Raw genomic sequence first — 19,511 nt, forward strand, 5'->3', positions numbered from 1 at the left:
TTCTTGCAGATCACCGCGCATCACTGCGATGGTGGCGTCTGCGGGCGCTGGCGGCCTGCGGCATTTCAATGCTCTTGGGGGGCCAACTGCTGAGCATGCCCTGGGACTCCCCGCAGCCCGTCCCAATCTGCTCTGGACTCATTGCCCCCTGCCTGGTTCGCGAAACATTTCCCCGTAAGCGCTCGTCCGGCGCCGCTGGAGAGGGCTTGATGCCTGGAGTCCTCTGAATAGGCCTATGGCCGCGCGTGTAGCAGAAAGAGTATTGAGAAGAGTGGTTGCTACTGGGGCCTGCTGAACCCAAGCTGTGGCGGCATGCGGCCTATGGAGGTGGGCGCCTGCCGGGTTGCGATTCCACCGGGGCGGGCGCTGGTCGCGCGGTGCAAAACCTTGACGCAGTGAAAGACAGGGGATGCCTGCTGCGTCAAAAAGCTTCGCGCCCAGGCACCCGGGCCACGATGCGCAGGTCCGGTCCCAGTGCTTCCACCGACCTGAAGTTAAGCTGCAGCCCCTGCGACAGCACTTCGAAAGGCCCCAGCTGGGCCAGTCCGAACCCAGAGCCCAGCAGCATGGGTGCCAGATACACCAGCATCTCATCCACCAGCCCCTCGCGCACCAGCGAACCATTGAGCTTGTGGCCGGCTTCGACGTGCAGCTCATTCACCCCACGAGAGGCCAGGTCGCGCAGCATTGCAGGCAAATCCACTTTGCCCTGCGCGGTGGGCAAGCAGATCACGGTGGCACCACGTGCCTCCAGGGCGGCTTTCTTTTCATCATCCTGGATGGCTGCGTAGATGTAGGTGGCGCGGCCCTCCATGAACAGGCGGGCGTCCGGTGGGGTCTGCAACTGGCTGTCCACCACCACCACATGGGGTTGGCGCGGGGTGGACACCTCGCGCACATCCAGGCGGGGGTTGTCGTCCAGCACGGTGCCAATGCCTGTGAGCACTGCACAGGCGCGCGCGCGCCAGGCATGGCCATCGGCACGGGCAGAGGGCGACGTGATCCACTGGCTGGCTCCGTTGGAGAGCGCGGTGGTGCCATCGAGCGAAGCCGCAGCTTTCAGGCGCACCCAGGGCGTACCCCGCACCATCCGACTGAAAAACCCAATATTGAGTTCGCGTGATTCAGCCGCCCCAGGGCCGACCTCCACCTTCACCCCTGCCGCACGCAACCGGGCAAATCCCTGCCCGGCGACCAAGGGGTTCGGGTCGGTGAGGGACGCCACCACTTTGCCAATCCCGGCCGCCACCAAGGCGTCGCAGCACGGCCCTGTACGCCCCTGGTGCGCGCAGGGTTCCAAGGTCACGTAGGCAGTCGCGCCTTGGGTGCCGTGCCCCGCTTCTTGCGCAGATCGCAGCGCCATAACCTCCGCATGAGGTCCTCCGGCCCGCTGGGTGTGACCACTGCCTATTTCCCGCCCGTCTGGCGCCACCAGCACACAGCCGACACGCGGATTGGGGTTGGAAACAAAAAGCGCCTGGGCGGCTAGCCCAAGCGCTTTGTTCATCATGGTCGTCAACTCGTCAGTGCGGTGCATGGGCGGATGCTAATGCATGGGCAACCAGTGGCGGCAGATCGATCTCTATCACTTGTTCCAGCACTCTGTCATCAAAGGCAATGCACCCGATGCTGCTCCTCGAACCCCGGTATGGGTCAAGGTGTAATTGCCGCATTTGTCACCTAGTTGTCCGCCAGCAGGAGTTGCAGTCAGTGTGTAAGCGGTACCTGACGCAGCGCTCGCTGGCGGCGATGCCACTGCAATGGTGTACCGACCAGACTTGATCGTAGTGAGTGTCGTTGGAAACGACGCCGTCAGGGGATAAGTGCCCGTCGCCGTCGCGGCACGTTCCATCCATTGGGACGCTTGAAGCAATGCCGCACGCGCTTCAGCGCGATGCCCACGCCGAATGTATTCCGTGTAGCTCGGAAATGCCAAGGCGGTAAGGATGGCCACGATGGCGACCACGATCATGACCTCAATCAGAGTGAAGCCTCGGTGCGGGTGATTCATTTGCAATCCATTTCGATTCTTCAGAGTTACTGTAATTGTCGCCAATTGATAGTCGAGGCTGGCTTCGCGAGTTGATTTTTTTCCTTATCACCAGGGTCATTGCCAGGGCCACCGCCGCCGCCGCCACCACCGCCACCGCCACCGATGGAAACAACAATTCCCTTTCCTTTAAAGGAGATACCCTTTGGGGATGTAGTGGTGCGATTAGTGTCATTGTCCTGTGCAGCGGCCGCCTGATAGAGGCCATCACCATTCGCGTCCAAGATTTGTTGTGTCGGTTTTAAACCATACTCAACACCTAGAAAGGTCCGGTAGCCACGTGCAGGGGTAGAGCTTGGCTGGCAGGTTTCTCCAGAAGTGTTACCACCAGATGCTGGAACAATGCTCAAGAGATCAATGACGTCACTACCGTCATAGAAGGTGGGCATATTCAAAACTCTCTCACCTGTAATGGGCAATTCGAAATACCAACCCTTTTGGGTTCCAGCAACAGAGTAAGTCAATGTTGTCTGGCTGGCTGGCATGCGCCAAAAGCTTGCATTGCTATTCACCCCTTGACCAGCAATGACTGGTGCACTGAAAACGCGCTCCGCTAGCTTGGTATCCCGTCCATTAGTCCCTATGGCAGCAGGCGTAACAACGGCCGTATCTATGACCACCTTACCAAGGTTGGGCCCTGCGACCGTATCCAGCTTGTAGCGTGTGTTGTCCAGTATCGAATACAGCGTTTGTACAGTCACATCGGTACGATCGCCTTCAGTCACGTTTCTCCCCGTTCCAAAAACGACCATCATGCCACCCACGGTTGTATTCGGCCGGAGGTTAGGTGCAGAAGAAATTGGCTGGCGATTCGCGGTGTTTGCTTTTTCTACAGCGGTATAGAAGGGCGTACACGCAGTACATCCAGCAGCAGAAAATGCCACTTTCCAATTGCTAGCATCTGCATTAGAGACGTCGAACTTCCAAATATTTCCACGCAAGTCACCTGCATACACAAAATCTACTGTGCCGTCACCATTGACATCCAGCATGCGTGGAGTGGAAAGGCCATTCGCGGAGGATTCTGTGCCAGTGCTCGCCGCATTGATCTTTTTGATGGATTTGTCACCATCAAGATATTGAATCAAAAGAACAGGATCTTCGCTGCCGCTATTATATCCATTGCCGAGAATTACCGCCCAGCGCCCATTGTTCATGCGCGTGATTTGCGTAGCGATTTGTGAATTGTTTTCTGATGTTACAGGGTCTCCGAAAATATGGCCGATATCAGCATCAGCCCCGTCGGTTTTATCCATTACGACGAGCGAAGATGCATTGGCGGCCAGAAAATTAGAAGTCTCTGTTCCACCCGTGTATCCAGGGCTTGTAACGTCGAGAATATAATAGCCTTTGCCGCCTGCTCCTAGTGTTCCAACCAGCATTGTTTTCCAAGACGGAAGTGCGCTGGTTCCCGTATTTACATCGCCCGTAAAAGGTGATCCGTCAACAAAATAGCGATGGCTGTAGTTTTGTTTGGTTAATTGAGAGAGATTTTTGATAATTCCCTGGGGAACATATGCAATCTTCTCTGTGCCATCTGCAGCAGAAAAGCCATGCAACATGCCATCATTTCCGCCGACGTAAATCATGGGCATACGATAGCGTTGGGCGTTTGCAAAAGTCCGATACCCATCAGCAGTCAGGCCGTTATTTGGGCGACTCACATACCATAGTGTAGAGTTCGCGATGTCGCCTTGTCTGGACCTACGGACGCGGAAAGGGGCTGTTGTGGTTGTCCCCTCCTTGGTTCTATCTCCGCGAATATAGTTCAGTCGATCCTCTCCCGACGTATCGGTCACAGTATCGACTGTATTCAGCAGAATTTGCTGGGCTGGGCTTATATTGGACCAGATAAAGGTCGCGCCAGCCGCCGTTGCGTCATTATAGGTAAAGATGAGTCTTGAGGATATATCACTCGCTGACAGTTCATCCAGCTTGTCTCCTGTGGTTTTTCCTCGCACTGGGAGGGTCGAAGTTACTCCCCAGGCCGAATTATCCGAAAGTGCACCAGTAGCAGCAGCAACCGTTTTTGATCCGATGCCACCAATCCAGCCATCTGCCTCATAGGTTGAAAAGAAGGCGGTGGAGCCCAAGTTGCTGATAGAGCTAGACGAGCTTGAAAACCCTGTAATAGGTCTTGTGGAGTCAGCAATAATGGTTCCAACAATGTCTTTAAAGGCATTGACCAAATCTTGAGATGTCTGCGCGGGGTAAAACTTGCCTCTGCTATTGATAGCAGTATGCCAAAGCTCTTCCTGGCGGCCACTTTCATTGGTTGTCAATGGGTCGCGCCAGAGTCGGGTGCCAACGATTGCGCGCGAGAAATCTCCTCCATACATGCCTTGAGCAGTGTTGAAAATTGGATTGGTGCCTATATTGGGCCATGCTGCAGCGCCGTTATATCCAATCGTATAGGTTACCATGTGCTGCCAGTTGGCAGGATTATTTTTTGGGTTCCAGTACTGTGGAATAGTTACCGTGGTCGCCCCATCTGCAAATGTTTCGGAGCCCGATTTTTTAATTAGTGGGACAACTTGATTGTTGATCCCCGATTGGAGGTCATTTCTCCAGTAGTAAAAGGCCATATCAGACAATGTGGATACAGCATTGGTGCCCCAATCATCCCGGTATATTCGAGTTTCAGGTGCGGTTATGTCGTAGGATGTCCCGTCTGGGAAGGTATGGTTAGTTCCGTCGTCATTATTAATCGTATTGGCTGGGTTATTATTCCAGCCGCCATCGGTCATCAAAATGTTGTACGAACGACGGCATGCATGGACGGGAGCTTCGGTAGTGCCAGGATCAAAATTATATGGGTTGTTGATTCCTGTGGTTTTCAGATATTCACCTGCAACGCCTTGCATGCGATGGGTTGGCGTGTTTCCGCCCGCAACTAATGTGTCCACCCATTTGATGAAGTTTCCTCGGTGGCTGTTGTCGGCGGCATCGTCAAGACCTCGCAAGACTTTCATCGAGTTTTTATTGTTGCAGCTCGCATCATTACTCGGAATTGTATTGCAACCCCAAAGTGCCTGATAGGCAAGTCTTATGGAGTCATCTGGTACGTTGGCCGGCCTGAAAGTCTCTTTCAGTGCATTTTTCAAAGCAGTAATTCCTACTGCGCCCATGCTGCCAGAATTGTCAACCGATACGATGATGTTTGGTGCTGGTTCTCTACTGGCTGATCCGGCTGGGTACTGAACAAGACTCAGAAATTCGCCCGCAAGGACTATTTGGGGAAGGCCAATAGTGCTAATTATCAGCGCGATGGCAGTTTTCTGAAAGTTATGATTTTTTTTCATATGATTTCCTGATTTTGCCGTTAATTACTTCGCTTCACCAGATATGGAGGGGAATGCAACAATATTTTGTAAAACAACCTGCGTGCTTGGTTTTAGGCCACGAGCAATGGCGGTAATGCGATAGAAAATTTTGGCATTTACCACCTCAGGTTCAGCGCCGGCTAATATGCCTGAGCCTGTTTCTTTGGGTTCGTATTTAATGGCTTCAACCCAATACCAGGCGCCTCGCCCTGCAGTCGTGTCTGCCAAGATGGGGTTGCTGGAAGTGCCCGCGCTTACGCCTGTGTATTGGCCATACCTAGCACCAATATTGGCGGCAATCATGGCATTCATTGTGGTGGAGTCATTCCAGAAATCTTGTGCGCCAGTGCGAAACTGACAAATGCCGTTGAAGCATTTTGTGGTCTGAGCATCAAGTGTGTATGTCAGTGCGTCCAGTTCATCATGAGCGGTGGGATAAAAAGTTGAACTGACAACAGCGCGTTGGTTTGTAATCAATTCCGAGCCTTGTCGAATATCAAGTTCTGCATCTTGTAGCATAACTTGTGCCGCCTCAAATGCTCTTTGGTAATCTGTATCGTTGCTCACAATGAGTTCATTGAAAAACGCTGTGCGCGATGCCCACAAGGCCAGCAGCATCGACATTAAAACCAGTACAATGACAATGAAAAGTGAGATGCCTTGCTGATTTTTGTATTTTTTCATGATTTACTCACGATATTGCTTTAGGCCAGGCATGGTTGCGAATATGAAAGACGTTCTTGAAAATCATTCGCAGCTTATTGCCACGGGTTGCAGTGGTTCCATCGCATTTGGTATAACTGGCGCCTACAGTATCTATCGATTGCTCACCCTCCAACTCCAAGCAAACTTCAATGCCATAGACCTCAGGCCAATCTGTGGGACCTAGGTTGGCCGCCGATGCATAGCGAAATTGTGGTTGGCTATCTGCTATATTCAATCTCTGCTGCAGGTAGCGGATTTGTAGATCTACGAGATTGCTAATGATGGGTTGTATGCTACCAATACTATTTGCACACTCCAGATCCGTGCCATTTTTTCGAAGCTGATTCAGAATCATCGGGGCTGATGCTATGCCGGGGTTGCTTCCTAAGCAGTCGCTTGTAAGGTATCCAGCGACTGGTGTTGATGAGGGGGGGGCTGGATAGACGGACTCGCTTGCGTTGACATACCGCAGCGAAATAATGAACTGACTGGCGGTCGGTGCGTCCAGTCCTGCTATGGGCGGGAGGCCAGCTAACGAAATGGCGGTTGGTTGAACAAATGTTGCCGCGTCCCGTGGGTCCGCCACTGCGTTCAGCGGCCTTCCCCCTGCTTGACGCAGTTGTTGGCCAATTACCCTGAAAGCATAGGAGGCTTGTTGTTGTAACGTCGTGGTGTCGGTAACTGTCGTAGTTACTCCTCGCGACAACATAATTGCTCCCAGGCCTACACTGACTGTGAGTAGGCCAATTGTCAATCCAACCAATAATTCTATAAGCGTTACACCGCGTTCTCTTTTACTCCATATGCGATTTGAGGTATATGGGTTGAAGGCGCTATCCGCTTTTGAGCTAGAGTGCATCATAGGCTTTGTTCAAATTTCGGAGCAGTAGACCAATGCGCCGCTGGGTATGCACCGTTGAGTGAGATTGATGTATTGCAAGTGACATATTTTTCCAGCAGGGCAAGTTACAGATCCAGAAGTTGAAGTGCCCGTTACTGAAAAAATAGATTTATATGCAGAAGTCTCTGATGCGGAGTCTCCCTCGCGGGCTCGTTCGTTTTCTCGCCAAGCGAGCATCACTCCCAGTTGTCTTGCGTCGCTTCCAGAAACAAATACAGCAGCATCACCAATAGGGAGATTGGCCCTTACGCTGCGCAGCCAACGATCGACGTCATAAGTAACTAACTGCGCAGCGGTACAGCTCGAGGCCGGGAAACCTGAGTTAATCGCGCAGGCAGGGGGGGTGCCTAGTGTGGATCCCCATGCAACTGCGTAGCTTGTGGCGTTTCCAATTGCATTCGGGTTGGCGCGGACCCTTTCGCTGAGATCCTCAATAAGTTTGACAGCTTGGGCGCGTCTCACGCCGGTTTGAGTGTCGGCCAAGGTTCGCATCTGGATGCCAACTATTCCAAGCAGGCCTAGCGCCATTACCACAATGGCTACAAGAGACTCGAGAAGCGTAATCCCCTTTTGGAGGGCCTTGCGCTCGCAGGAGATGTCATAAATTAGCATGTTACGCTTTCTTTAACAACACGGACCCGCCCGCCAGATGAGAAACAAACTGCGGTTGCTGCAGGTGAGGCGACGCCGCCTGCTCTCGGTACAATTGCGAAGCTGGCTGCGTTAATGTTATTGGTTCGCCCCCATCTGTCAAATCGAAATGATGCTACAAGATTAATGTTCATGATATCTACATTCGTGGGCATTTGAAAAGACTGGAGAATTTCCTCTCCTGCATCTAAGTTGCCATCTTCATCTGCATCCACAAAAATAATCCAGCCACAACTCCATTCTTGGGTGGTCGAGGCGAAATTGCAGCCATCTGTTCCATTTGCAATTTTCCTAACGCTAACCTTGCCGCCACGTTTGATAGCCTCCGAGCGCGCTAGATAAAGTGTGCTTGTGATATTGTTCACTGCTTGGTTGGTGCGCCAGCGCTCAATTAAGGGGCCAAAGCTTGGCCCCGCCAGAGCTGCCAGTACAGCCAGGATCGTGACCACAACAAGCAGTTCAATAACTGTAAAGCCCAGTGCGCGTGGCCGCATCTGTACTAGCTGCCTTGTTGAATAAGGGTGGGGTGCATGCATGTTCCGCATCATATTTGCTCGGAGTCTGCTCTGAGGGGGGGGGCTGGACAGGTGGCTTCGGGGGGGGGATGAGTGGCGCTCCCTAGCGCGTGTAGCCGAGGCATGCGCCCGCATTGTTTCGGCCTCGACACTCGCGTTTCAATCGGCGGTCTCTCTCTGTACTGGACTCTTCAGAGCTGCTTTTAGGTTGCTTGGCTCGAGCCTGTTTTTTTGTATGGCCACTAGTGCTTTGTGCCATGTTGGGATCCTTTTTTGCATAGACTTGTGAATGGGCTGCATTTGGAGCGCCTAGAGTTGTCAGGAAAATAAGTGCACAAAATAACTGAAAATTTATTGATCGCATTTTGGGATGGGTGAATTCGGAATTTTGGTGGCATTGATTGAGGGGTTTTGTATATTTGTAAGTGATTTCAATTTTTTTGATGTAAGGTTGTAGTTAATTTCAACGAAGAATTTTAAATTATTTTTTGCATTAATTTTCATATCTGACTGAATTATAATTTCAAAGTCAAGTAGATTTTTAGTGGCGGTTTTATTATTTTTCATTGTCTGCTCTAGAATCATCTGGCCCCCCTTTTGTCTATTTTTCGCTCAGCTCGGATAAATCTTGAGGAGTTCCTTGCCTGTGAAGGCGCTAGCGCAGGTATGGTGTTTCTGGGGGGCTCAAAGTTTGGCGAAGATGAAGGTGTGGTTACTGAGGGGGGTAGGAGTGATCTTTGATTGCCTTTCGTTCTTCTCCGGTAAGAGTTTGTCGGCTACCATCTCCGCAATTCGGTTACTGATCGCTGGGTCTCAAAAAACTTCGCGGATTCGGTGTTGCTAAGTCGTAAGTCGTTCTGTCCCGCTTCCGTGAAAATGGCGCATGGATTCTGCTGGATTAGTGCTGTGGATACCTTTGCAATCCAGACTCTATCGGGGGTTGTGCTCTCTGGTTTCTGGATTCGTGTAGTCTGAATGACGCCTGATGTTGATGCATGGTGTTTCACAAGCTTGTTGAAAATGAGTCAGCGTCGGCGGGGGGGGGGGGGCGTTCGTGACCTCTTATTTCAATGCGTTTGCGCTGCGCGCCTGGCCGGCGATGTCTGCGCGCGTGGATTTGTGTATAGGTACGGGTGGTTGAGCATCTGAATCACGTCCACGCCGCCATGGCGGCTTTTTGGTGCTTCCTGGTGTGGATGATGGAGTTGCGCTGGGCGGGTTTCATTGCAGGTCGGGGTGACTATTTCGATGCGGCCAAGCGGCTGGCGGCGGCATGGTTGGGGTTGCCCCAGGTAGCGCGCTTGGCTCTGTAGGGTGAAGTTGGTTGCTCTGGATTTGTTCTGGCAGCACCAGGCGGCCCGCCTGTTCGGTGGAGTAGTCGAAAACCTGGCTCAGGTTATAATCTAAAGGTTTTGCATGGTGCAAGACGCACGTCAGCGGCCCTTCCAGCTGCTGGCGCAAGTAAAAACCATGGCCTGCTTCGCGCTAGGCCACATCCAAGGAAAAACATGATCGCATCCTCCATCAAGGCCGAAGTCGTCAAGGCGAACGCCCGTGCTGCCAATGACACTGGCAGCCCAGAAGTGCAAGTGGCCCTGCTGACCGCCCGCATCAACGAACTGACCCCCCACTTCAAGACGCATGCCAAGGACCACCACGGTCGTCGCGGCCTGCTGCGCATGGTGAGCCGTCGTCGCAAGCTGCTGGACTATCTGAAGGCCAAGGACGCTGACCGTTACACCGCGCTGATCGCCAAGTTGGGTCTGCGCAAGTAATTTTCATTGCATGCGAAAACGCCTGGGTTAGTCCGCTAGCTCAGGCGTTTTTTACTTCGGAGTCGCAAAACAGAGCGAAGCTGTGTCATTCCAATGAAGTTGCCGCCATGGCTTGGTGGGCAGGTTCCCTGGAATGGCATCGTGTTCTGAATTGCCCTCCATGACAATCTGGCAGCCAGCTGCCAGCTATTAAAACAGGAGCTGAACATGAGCATTTTCAACAAAGTCACCAAGTCCTTCCAATGGGGCGACAAGACCGTCGTCATGGAAACGGGTGAAATCGCCCGCCAGGCCTCCGGCGCCGTGCTGGTCAACATCGACGACACGGTGGTGCTGGCCACTGTGGTGGGCTCCAAGATCGCGAAGGCAGGTCAGGACTTCTTCCCTCTGACCGTGGACTACATCGAGAAGACGTACGCCGCCGGCAAGATTCCTGGCAGTTTCTTCAAGCGCGAAGCCAAGCCCAGCGAGCTCGAAACGCTGACCAGCCGCCTGATCGACCGCCCAATCCGCCCGCTGTTCCCCGAAGGCTTCTACAACGACGTGCATGTGGTCATCCACACCGTCTCGCTGAACCCCGAAGTGGATGCTGACATCGCTGCCATGATCGCCGTGAGCGCCGCTCTGTCGATCTCCGGCATCCCATTCAACGGCCCCATCGGCGCCGCGCGCGTGGGCTACATCAACGGCGAATACGTGCTGAACCCTGGCCAGACCCTGCGCAAGAACTCGCAGATGGATCTGGTGGTGGCCGGTACCGAAGCCGCCGTGCTGATGGTTGAGTCCGAAGCGCAGCAATTGCCTGAGGACATCATGCTGGGCGCCGTGGTGTTCGGTCACGAACAAGGCAAGATCGCGATCAACGCCATTCACGAACTGGTACGCGAAGCCGGCAAGCCCGTATGGGATTGGCAAGCTCCTGCCAAGGACGAACCCTTCATCGCCAAGGTCGCTGGCCTTGCCGAAGAAAAGCTGCGCGCTGCCTACCAGATCCGCAGCAAGCAAGCCCGCACGCACGCCCTGCGCGAAGCCACAGCCTCCGTGTTCGCGTCGCTCAAGGCCGAAGGCGTCGAGTTCGACTCCGTGAAGGTCGAGGGCCTGCTGTTCGACATCGAAGCCAAGATCGTGCGCAGCCAGATCCTGGCCGGCGAGCCCCGCATCGACGGCCGCGACACGCGCACCGTGCGCCCCATCGAAATCCGCAACTCTGTGCTGCCCCGCACCCACGGTTCGGCACTGTTCACGCGCGGTGAAACCCAGGCGCTGGTGATCTCCACGCTGGGCACCGAGCGCGATGCGCAGCGCATCGATGCGCTGGCTGGCGAGTTCGAAGACCGCTTCATGTTCCACTACAACATGCCTCCCTTCGCCACCGGCGAAGTGGGTCGCATGGGCTCCACCAAGCGCCGCGAAATCGGCCACGGCCGCCTGGCCAAGCGCGCGCTGGTCGCCGTGCTGCCGACCAAGGAAGAATTCCCCTACACCATCCGCGTGGTGTCCGAGATCACCGAGTCCAACGGCTCGTCGTCGATGGCGTCGGTTTGCGGCGGCTGCCTGTCCATGATGGACGCCGGCGTGCCCATGAAGGCCCACGTGGCCGGCATCGCCATGGGCCTGATCAAGGAAGACAACCGCTTTGCTGTGCTGACCGACATCCTGGGTGACGAAGATCATCTGGGCGACATGGACTTCAAGGTGGCCGGGACCACCAGCGGCATCACCGCCCTGCAGATGGACATCAAGATCCAGGGCATCACCAAGGAAATCATGCAGGTCGCCCTGGCACAGGCCAAGGAAGCGCGCATGCACATCCTGGGCAAGATGCAGGACGCCATGGGCGAAGCCAAGACCGAAGTGTCCAACTTCGCGCCCAAGCTCTACACGATGAAGATCAACCCCGAGAAGATCCGCGACGTGATCGGCAAGGGTGGTGCGGTGATCCGTGCGCTGACCGAGGAAACCGGCTGCCAGATCAACATCGAGGAAGACGGCACCATCACCATCGCCGCCACCGATGCGGCGAAGGCCGACGAGGCCAAGAAGCGCATCGAGCAGATCACGGCCGAAGTCGAGATCGGCAAGATCTACGAAGGCCCTGTGACCAAGATCCTGGACTTCGGCGCACTGATCAACCTGCTGCCCGGCAAGGACGGCCTGCTGCACATCAGCCAGATCGCGCACGAGCGCGTCGAGAAGGTTTCCGACTACCTGACCGAAGGCCAGATCGTGAAGGTCAAGGTCATGGAAACCGACGAGAAGGGCCGCATCAAGCTGTCGATGAAGGTGCTGGCCGAGCGCCCAGCCGGTGGCAGTGATCGTCCCGCGCCCGCTGAGCGTGGCGACCGCGAGCCCCGCCGCGACCATGGTCGTGACGGTGGCCGCCAGCCTGCTGAGCAGCAACAACAGCAGCAATCCTTGCTGTCGGACGGTGCGTCCGAGCAGGTGGTTGGCTAAAAGCTTGATTGCTATTGATTTTGTAGCTTGAAGCGCTTATCCATAGCGCGCAAGCTGCCAAAATCTTTTGAACCCTATCCTTTTTGGATCGCAATATGCGTGCAGTTGAGATCACGTCTTTTGGCGGGCCTCAGGTGTTGGCTTTGGGGCAGCGCCCCATGCCGCAGCCTGGAGTGGGTGAGCTGTTGATCCGCGTTGCCGCCAGCGGCATCAATCGCCCCGATGTGCTTCAGCGCATGGGGCACTATGCTCCGCCGCCGGGTGCATCGGACCTTCCAGGTCTGGAGGTGGCGGGGGGGGTGGAGTCTGGTGACGCTGCCGCGTTGGCCGAGGCGGGGCTGCAGGTGGGTGACCGCGTGTGTGCACTGGTGGCTGGTGGTGGTTATGCCGAATGGTGTGTCGCTCCGGTGGCGCAGTGCTTGCCCGTGCCAGAGGGGTTGAGTGACGTGGAGGCGGCATCGCTTCCCGAAACCTTCTTCACGGTGTGGAGCAATGTCTTTGACCGTGGCCGCCTGCAGGCGGGTGAGACCCTGCTGGTGCAGGGGGGCACAAGCGGCATTGGTGTCACGGCGATCCAGCTGGCCCGGGCGCTCGGTGCGGTGGTCATTGCCACCGCGGGCAGTGATGACAAATGCGCAGCGTGCCTCGCGCTGGGTGCGCACCATGCCGTCAACTACAAGTCGCAGGACTTTGTGGCCGAGGCTCGGCGCATCACCGAGGGGCGGGGTGTGGATGTAGTGCTCGACATGGTTGCGGGCGACTATGTTGCGCGGGAGGTGGAGTGCCTTGCGGAGGATGGCCGCCTGGTCATCATCGCCGTGCAGGGTGGTGTCAAGAGTGACTTCAATGCGGGGCTGGTGTTGCGGCGCCGTCTGACCATCACTGGGTCTACGTTGCGTCCGCGCCCTGTCGGCTTCAAAGGGGCCATTGCCCGGGCGCTGCGCGAGCAGGTGTGGCCTTTGCTGGCGGTTGGCAAAGTGCGCCCGGTCATCCACAGCACATTTGCGGCAGCAGACGCTTCGCAGGCTCATGCCTTGATGGAGTCGAATCAGCACATCGGCAAGATTGTTTTGACGTGGTAACCATGAACAACAAGAAAAAACTCATCGCAGGCAACTGGAAGATGAACGGCGGTCTGGCCGCCAACGAGGCTTTGCTGAAGGCGCTTGTTGCTGGTCTGGGTGATGTGGCGTGCGACGTGGCGGTCGCTGTGCCCACGCCTTATCTGGCGCAGGTGCAAATGCTCGCCGCTGGAACGGTGGTTGCAGTCGCGGCGCAGGATGTGTCTCGGAACGAATCGGGTGCCTATACCGGCGAAGTCTCCGTGGCCATGCTCAAGGAGTTTGGTGTGCGCTATGCCTTGGTCGGGCACTCGGAGCGCCGTCAGTACCACGGCGAAACCGACGTGGTGGTGGCGGAGAAGGCGCAGCGTGCCCTGGCGGCCGGAGTCACGCCCATCGTTTGTGTGGGGGAAACCTTGCAAGAGCGCGAAGCGGGTCAGACCGAAGCTGTCGTCAAGCGCCAGCTCGCGGCTGTGATCCACCTCAATGGCCATTGCATCAGCGAGATCGTAGTGGCGTACGAGCCAGTCTGGGCCATTGGCACGGGCCGCACGGCATCGCCAGAGCAGGCGCAGGCTGTCCATGCCGTGCTGCGTGCGCAGCTCTCGGCAGCCAGCGAACATGCCGACCGCATCCGTCTACTCTATGGCGGCAGCATGAATGCCGCCAATGCGGCGCAGCTGCTGGCTCAGCCGGACATTGATGGTGGATTGGTGGGTGGCGCCTCGTTGAAGGCGGCCGACTTTTTGCAAATCATTGCGGCAGCCCGTTGAGGCTGCCGAAGTTATTCAATCAGGAGTGAACAGAGAATGAACGTGATCGTGAATGTGATTTTGGCGGTGCAGATGTTGGCAGCCCTGGTGATGATTGGTCTGATCCTCATCCAGCACGGCAAGGGGGCCGACATGGGGGCTGCATTCGGCAGTGGCAGTTCTGGCAGCCTGTTCGGTGCCAGCGGCAGCGCCAACTTTCTGTCCCGTACGACGGGTGTGCTGGCTGCGGTCTTTTTTGTGTGTACTTTGGCGCTGGCCTACTTTGGCAACGCTCGTCCCGCCAGCTCGGGCAGCGTGCTTGAGGCCCCTGCGGCTGTGGCGCCTGCAGCCGCTCCGGATGCCGCAGTGACACCTGCCGTGCCTGCATCGGGCGCTGCACAGATCCCGACCAAATAATCTGCACTAATTTGGGTCCTGCAAGCTGAAGCAGGGTTTTTCCGGAGTAGAATTCCGGATTGTCTGGAAAGCCAAAACCGCAAGGTTCCTCATGCCATCCAGACGCAGCAACCAGCCGTCGTGGTGAAATTGGTAGACACGCTATCTTGAGGGGGTAGTGGCGAAAGCTGTGCGAGTTCGAGTCTCGCCGACGGCACCAAAACAAAGGCCTCCCCGCATGACCCATCCGGGCTCATGTCGGGCAAGGCCACAGCGGTGAGCACATCCTCAAGATGAACCTCGATCAGTACCTCCCCGTCCTTTTGTTCATCTTGGTTGGCATCGCCGTCGGCGTTGTCCCCCTCGTACTCGGCTACATACTGGGCCCCAATCGCCCGGATGCCGCAAAGAACTCCCCCTACGAATGTGGCTTTGAAGCCTTCGAGGATGCGCGCATGAAGTTCGACGTGCGCTACTACCTCGTGGCCATTCTCTTCATTCTGTTCGACCTCGAAATCGCATTCCTCTTCCCTTGGGCGGTGACGCTGCATGAAGTGGGCATGGCCGGTTTTGTGGCTGTTGTGATCTTCTTGGCCATCCTGGTCGTGGGTTTTGCCTACGAGTGGAAAAAGGGTGCCCTGGACTGGGAATGAGCGGGCTTCAACAAGGATCGATGCAATGATTGAAGGCGTGATGAAGGAAGGCTTCATCACCACGAGTTACGACTCTGTGGTGAATTGGGCCAAGACCGGTTCCCTGTGGCCGATGACTTTTGGTTTGGCCTGCTGTGCTGTGGAGATGATGCACGCGGCGGCTGCTCGCTATGACATCGGCCGTTTCGGCGCCGAGGTTTTCCGCGCCAGCCCTCGCCAGTCCGATCTGATGATTGTGGCGGGCACGCTGTGCAACAAAATGGCGCCTGCGCTGCGTAAGGTGTACGACCAGATGTCGGAGCCTCGGTGGGTGCTGTCGATGGGCTCGTGTGCCAACGGCGGTGGCTACTACCACTACAGTTATTCTGTGGTGCGTGGGTGCGATCGCATCGTGCCTGTGGATGTATATGTGCCTGGTTGCCCCCCTACAGCAGAAGCGCTGATCTACGGGATCATCCAGTTGCAGCAGAAGATTCGCCGCACCAACACCATTGCTCGTGTCTGAAGGGTTGATGATGACTGCTGTTGCCATTCGGCCTGAGAAACTCAAAGACAACATTGCTGCCGCGCTGGGCGCCAAGGTGCGTCAGATCACAGTGGCCCTGGACGAGGTCACGGTGGTGGTGTCTGCTGCAGACTACCTGGATTCCATGCGTCTGTTGCGCGACGCCGAGGGCTGCCGCTTTGAGCAATTGGTGGATCTGTGCGGTGTGGATTACTCCGCTTACGGCGATGTGGTGAATGAAGGCGCTCGCTACTGCGTGGTGTCGCACCTTTTGTCGGTGAGTCTCAATCAGCGCGTGCGGGTGAAGGTGTTCTGCGCTGACGATGATTTTCCTGTGGTGGCATCGGTGTCTGATCTGTGGAATTCAGCCAATTGGTACGAACGTGAGGCGTTTGATCTGTTTGGCATCGTGTTCGATGGTCACAACGACTTGCGTCGCATCCTGACTGACTACGGTTTCATTGGTCACCCGTTCCGCAAAGACTTCCCACTCTCGGGCCATGTCGAGATGCGCTACGACGCCGAGCAGCGTCGGGTGGTCTATGAGCCTGTGTCGATCGAGCCGCGTGAAATCACGCCGCGCATCATCCGCGAAGACAAGTACGGAGGCCTGCACTAAGGCGCTCGTCGCCCTATGTGAACCATCATGGCTGAAATCAAGAACTATTCCCTGAACTTTGGTCCGCAGCACCCTGCAGCGCACGGCGTGCTGCGCTTGGTGCTGGAGCTGGATGGCGAAGTCGTCCAGCGTGCCGACCCGCACATCGGCCTGCTGCACCGCGCTACCGAAAAGCTGGCCGAGCACAAGACCTACATCCAGTCGTTGCCCTACATGGACCGTCTGGACTATGTGTCGATGATGTCCAACGAGCATGCTTACTGCTTGGCCATCGAAAAGCTGCTCGGCCTGGAAGTGCCCGTGCGTGCGCAGTACATCCGTGTGATGTTTTCCGAGATCACGCGCTTGCTGAACCACCTGATGTGGCTGGGTTCGCACGGCAACGACTGCGGCAGCTCCACGATCCTCATCTACACCTTCCGCGAGCGTGAAGACCTGTTCGACATGTACGAGGCTGTTTCGGGCGCGCGCATGCACGCGGCGTACTTTCGTCCCGGTGGTGTGTACCGCGACTTGCCGGACTCGATGCCGCAGTACAAGGTCAGCAAGATCAAGAACGCCAAGGCGCTGGAGGCTCTGAATCAGAACCGCCAAGGCTCGCTGCTCGATTTCATCGATGACTTCACCAAGCGCTTCCCTGGTTGCGTGGATGAGTATGAGACGCTGCTCACCGACAATCGCATCTGGAAGCAGCGCACTGTCGGGATCGGCGTGGTGCCGCCCGAGCGCGCGCTCAACCTGGGCATGACCGGCCCCATGATTCGCGGCTCCGGTATCGCTTGGGACCTGCGCAAGACCCAGCCCTACGACGTCTATGACCGCATGGACTTCGACGTGCCTGTGGGCAAGACGGGGGACTGCTATGACCGCTATCTGGTGCGTGTGCAGGAGATGCGCGAGTCCAATCGCATCATCAAGCAGTGCGTGGACTGGCTGCGTGCCAACCCCGGCCCCGTGATCACGGACAACCACAAGGTGGCTGCACCGGCACGTGAATCCATGAAGTCCAACATGGAAGAGCTGATCCACCACTTCAAGCTGTTTACCGAAGGCTTCCACGTGCCTGAAGGCGAAGCCTACGCGGCCGTCGAGCACCCTAAGGGCGAGTTCGGCATCTACCTGGTGAGCGATGGCGCCAACAAGCCCTATCGCTTGAAGATTCGTGCGCCCGGCTTTGCACATCTGGCCACATTGGATGAAATGGCCCGGGGTCACATGATTGCCGACGCGGTAGCCATCATCGGCACCATGGATATCGTGTTCGGAGAGATCGACCGATGAGCAACAACAGCAATACCAAGATCACTGACGCCACGCTCGCCCGTTTTGCGCGCGAAGTGGCCAAGTACCCGGCCGAGCAGGCGCAATCCGCCGTGATGGCTTGCCTGTCCATCGTGCAGCAGGAGCAGGGCTGGGTCAGTGTCGAGAGCGAGGCCGTGATCGCCGACTACCTGGGCATGGCCCAGATCGCGGTGCACGAAGTCACCACGTTCTACAACATGTACAACCAGCAGCCGACGGGCAAGTACAAGCTCAACGTCTGCACCAACCTGCCTTGCCAGCTGCGCGACGGCCAGAAGGCGTTGCACCACCTCGAGAAGAAGCTCGGCGTGACCATGGGCGAGACCACGCCCGACGGCCTGTTCACGCTCCAGCAGTGCGAATGCCTGGGCGCTTGCGCCGACGCACCCGTGATGCTGGTCAACGACCGCACCATGTGCAGCTTCATGGACAACGACAAGCTCGATCAGCTCGTCGATGGCCTCAAGGCAGCGGAAGGACAAGCATGACCACCGCCGCACAGATCCTCTCGCAGTTCCAGGCCACCGGCGTCCAGACCTGCTTTCATGACCGCCACATCAACCCACAGATCTACGCGGGCCTCGATGGCACGAACTGGAGCATCAAGGACTACGAAGCACGTGGCGGCTATGCCGCGCTGCGCAAGATCCTGGCGCAGGGTGAAGGCGAGGGCCTCACCCAGGACCAGGTGATCGCCACCGTCAAGGAATCGGGCCTGCGCGGCCGCGGCGGCGCAGGCTTCCCCACCGGTCTCAAGTGGAGCTTCATGCCCCGCTCGTTCCCCGGCCAGAAGTACCTGGTGTGCAACTCCGACGAGGGCGAGCCAGGCACCTGCAAGGACCGCGACATCCTGCAGTTCAACCCGCACATCGTCATCGAAGGCATGATCATCGCGGCCTACGCGATGGGCATCTCCGTGGGCTACAACTACATCCACGGCGAAATCTTCCAGACCTACGACCGCTTCGAGGAAGCGCTCGAAGAGGCGCGCGCCGCCGGCTACCTGGGCGACAAGATCCTGGGCAGCAATTTCAGCTTCCAGCTGCATGCCGCACACGGCTTCGGTGCGTACATCTGCGGCGAAGAGACAGCTCTGCTCGAATCGCTGGAAGGCAAGAAGGGCCAACCGCGCTTCAAGCCGCCGTTCCCGGCCAGCTTTGGCCTGTACGGCAAGCCCACCACCATCAACAACACCGAGACCTTCGCGGCCGTGCCGTGGATCATCCGCAATGGCGGGGCTGCCTACCTTGAATGCGGCAAGCCCAACAACGGCGGCACCAAGATCTTCTCGGTCTCGGGCGACGTGGAAAAGCCTGGCAACTACGAAGTTCCACTGGGCACGCCGTTCGCGAAGCTGCTTGAACTCGCCGGTGGCGTGCGCAAGGGCCGCCAGCTCAAGGCGGTGATCCCCGGCGGCTCGTCCGCCCCGGTGCTGCCAGCGTCCATCATCATGGAATGCACGATGGACTACGACTCCATCGCCAAGGCCGGCTCCATGCTGGGCTCGGGCGCCGTCATCGTGATGGACGATTCCCGCAGCATGGTCGAGAGCCTGCTGCGCCTGTCGTACTTCTACTCGCACGAATCCTGCGGCCAATGCACGCCCTGCCGCGAAGGCACGGGCTGGATGTGGCGCGTGATCGACCGCATCCAGCACAACCAGGGCCGCACGGGCGACCTGGACCTGCTCAATTCGGTGGCAGACAACATCCAGGGCCGCACGATCTGCGCGCTGGGCGACGCTGCCGCGATGCCGGTGCGCGCCATGATCAAGCATTTCCGTCCCGAGTTTGAAGGACTGATCCGGAACAACGCCTCCCAGGCCGCGACCTCCGCCTGATCGCGAGAA

General features: G+C 56.9%; 19 protein-coding genes, 1 tRNA gene and 1 pseudogene. 13 read left to right on the forward strand and 8 right to left on the reverse strand.

Going from position 1 to position 19,511, the window contains the following annotated elements; all coding sequences use genetic code 11:
- Positions 1–421: 421 nt before the first annotated feature.
- The 8 genes and pseudogenes from ribD to ACSQ3O_RS07695 all read right to left on the reverse strand — a co-directional run bounded on the left by ribD (position 422) and on the right by ACSQ3O_RS07695 (position 8,166).
- Positions 422–1,537, reverse strand: a complete 1,116-nt coding sequence (ribD, locus tag ACSQ3O_RS07660; RefSeq protein ID WP_436138410.1) for a bifunctional diaminohydroxyphosphoribosylaminopyrimidine deaminase/5-amino-6-(5-phosphoribosylamino)uracil reductase RibD — start codon at positions 1,535–1,537, stop codon at positions 422–424.
- Positions 1,538–1,585: 48 nt separating this feature from the next.
- Positions 1,586–2,011 carry a type IV pilin protein gene (locus ACSQ3O_RS07665; protein WP_436138411.1) on the reverse strand — a complete coding sequence of 142 codons (426 nt, stop codon included), beginning with the start codon at positions 2,009–2,011 and terminating at the stop codon, positions 1,586–1,588.
- Positions 2,012–2,037: 26 nt separating this feature from the next.
- The gene (locus ACSQ3O_RS07670) at positions 2,038–5,352 is read right to left on the reverse strand and encodes a pilus assembly protein (RefSeq protein WP_436138412.1); all 3,315 of its coding nucleotides are present in this window, start codon (positions 5,350–5,352) and stop codon (positions 2,038–2,040) included.
- Between the two features lie 24 nt (positions 5,353–5,376).
- The gene (locus tag ACSQ3O_RS07675; protein ID WP_436138413.1) at positions 5,377–6,057 is read right to left on the reverse strand and encodes a pilus assembly PilX family protein; all 681 of its coding nucleotides are present in this window, start codon (positions 6,055–6,057) and stop codon (positions 5,377–5,379) included.
- Between the two features lie 7 nt (positions 6,058–6,064).
- The gene (locus tag ACSQ3O_RS07680; RefSeq protein WP_436141178.1) at positions 6,065–6,433 is read right to left on the reverse strand and encodes a PilW family protein; all 369 of its coding nucleotides are present in this window, start codon (positions 6,431–6,433) and stop codon (positions 6,065–6,067) included.
- A gap of 378 nt (positions 6,434–6,811) precedes the next feature.
- Positions 6,812–6,940, reverse strand: a pseudogene (locus ACSQ3O_RS07685) (prepilin-type N-terminal cleavage/methylation domain-containing protein); the annotation flags it as partial.
- Positions 6,941–6,949: 9 nt separating this feature from the next.
- The gene (pilV, locus tag ACSQ3O_RS07690) at positions 6,950–7,591 is read right to left on the reverse strand and encodes a type IV pilus modification protein PilV (protein WP_436138414.1); all 642 of its coding nucleotides are present in this window, start codon (positions 7,589–7,591) and stop codon (positions 6,950–6,952) included.
- Positions 7,585–8,166 (reverse strand): GspH/FimT family pseudopilin, encoded by a 582-nt coding sequence (locus ACSQ3O_RS07695; protein ID WP_436138415.1) that lies wholly within the window; start codon positions 8,164–8,166, stop codon positions 7,585–7,587. The genes pilV and ACSQ3O_RS07695 overlap by 7 nt, the downstream gene beginning before the upstream one ends.
- 1,145 nt (positions 8,167–9,311) lie before the next feature.
- Between ACSQ3O_RS07695 and ACSQ3O_RS07700 the strand changes: the two genes are divergently transcribed.
- The 13 genes from ACSQ3O_RS07700 (at position 9,312) to nuoF (ending at position 19,502) form a co-directional block, all read left to right on the forward strand.
- Complete coding sequence (locus ACSQ3O_RS07700; protein WP_436138416.1) at positions 9,312–9,458, forward strand: hypothetical protein; 147 nt, start codon at positions 9,312–9,314, stop codon at positions 9,456–9,458.
- 195 nt (positions 9,459–9,653) lie between these two features.
- Positions 9,654–9,920 (forward strand): 30S ribosomal protein S15, encoded by a 267-nt coding sequence (gene rpsO / locus ACSQ3O_RS07705; protein WP_005793232.1) that lies wholly within the window; start codon positions 9,654–9,656, stop codon positions 9,918–9,920.
- A gap of 207 nt (positions 9,921–10,127) precedes the next feature.
- Positions 10,128–12,374 (forward strand): polyribonucleotide nucleotidyltransferase, encoded by a 2,247-nt coding sequence (gene pnp / locus ACSQ3O_RS07710; RefSeq protein WP_436138417.1) that lies wholly within the window; start codon positions 10,128–10,130, stop codon positions 12,372–12,374.
- Positions 12,375–12,469: 95 nt separating this feature from the next.
- Positions 12,470–13,456 carry an NAD(P)H-quinone oxidoreductase gene (locus ACSQ3O_RS07715; RefSeq protein ID WP_436138418.1) on the forward strand — a complete coding sequence of 329 codons (987 nt, stop codon included), beginning with the start codon at positions 12,470–12,472 and terminating at the stop codon, positions 13,454–13,456.
- Positions 13,457–13,458: 2 nt separating this feature from the next.
- Entirely contained in the window at positions 13,459–14,208 is a 750-nt protein-coding gene (tpiA, locus tag ACSQ3O_RS07720; RefSeq protein WP_436138419.1) for a triose-phosphate isomerase, read from the forward strand.
- Positions 14,209–14,244: 36 nt separating this feature from the next.
- Positions 14,245–14,604, forward strand: a complete 360-nt coding sequence (secG, locus tag ACSQ3O_RS07725) for a preprotein translocase subunit SecG (protein ID WP_436138420.1) — start codon at positions 14,245–14,247, stop codon at positions 14,602–14,604.
- 114 nt (positions 14,605–14,718) lie between these two features.
- A tRNA-Leu gene (locus ACSQ3O_RS07730) sits at positions 14,719–14,803 on the forward strand.
- A gap of 73 nt (positions 14,804–14,876) precedes the next feature.
- Positions 14,877–15,236 carry an NADH-quinone oxidoreductase subunit A gene (locus tag ACSQ3O_RS07735; protein WP_124513227.1) on the forward strand — a complete coding sequence of 120 codons (360 nt, stop codon included), beginning with the start codon at positions 14,877–14,879 and terminating at the stop codon, positions 15,234–15,236.
- Between the two features lie 25 nt (positions 15,237–15,261).
- Positions 15,262–15,741: a NuoB/complex I 20 kDa subunit family protein gene (locus ACSQ3O_RS07740; protein ID WP_007849129.1), complete on the forward strand. Its 480-nt coding sequence runs from the start codon at positions 15,262–15,264 to the stop codon at positions 15,739–15,741.
- 10 nt (positions 15,742–15,751) lie between these two features.
- On the forward strand, positions 15,752–16,360 hold the full coding sequence (locus ACSQ3O_RS07745) for an NADH-quinone oxidoreductase subunit C (protein ID WP_436138421.1): 609 nt from the start codon (positions 15,752–15,754) through the stop codon (positions 16,358–16,360).
- Between the two features lie 27 nt (positions 16,361–16,387).
- Positions 16,388–17,641 carry an NADH-quinone oxidoreductase subunit D gene (locus ACSQ3O_RS07750; RefSeq protein WP_137746263.1) on the forward strand — a complete coding sequence of 418 codons (1,254 nt, stop codon included), beginning with the start codon at positions 16,388–16,390 and terminating at the stop codon, positions 17,639–17,641.
- Positions 17,638–18,150, forward strand: a complete 513-nt coding sequence (gene nuoE, locus ACSQ3O_RS07755; protein ID WP_436138422.1) for an NADH-quinone oxidoreductase subunit NuoE — start codon at positions 17,638–17,640, stop codon at positions 18,148–18,150. Before ACSQ3O_RS07750 ends, nuoE begins: the two co-directional genes overlap by 4 nt.
- A complete protein-coding gene (gene nuoF, locus ACSQ3O_RS07760) occupies positions 18,147–19,502 on the forward strand; it encodes an NADH-quinone oxidoreductase subunit NuoF (RefSeq protein ID WP_436138423.1) in 1,356 nt (451 codons plus the stop codon). The genes nuoE and nuoF overlap by 4 nt, the downstream gene beginning before the upstream one ends.
- Positions 19,503–19,511: the final 9 nt, after the last annotated feature.

The sequence above is a fragment of the Acidovorax sp. LjRoot74 genome (assembly GCF_964254355.1).
Classification (GTDB): domain Bacteria; phylum Pseudomonadota; class Gammaproteobacteria; order Burkholderiales; family Burkholderiaceae_C; genus Acidovorax.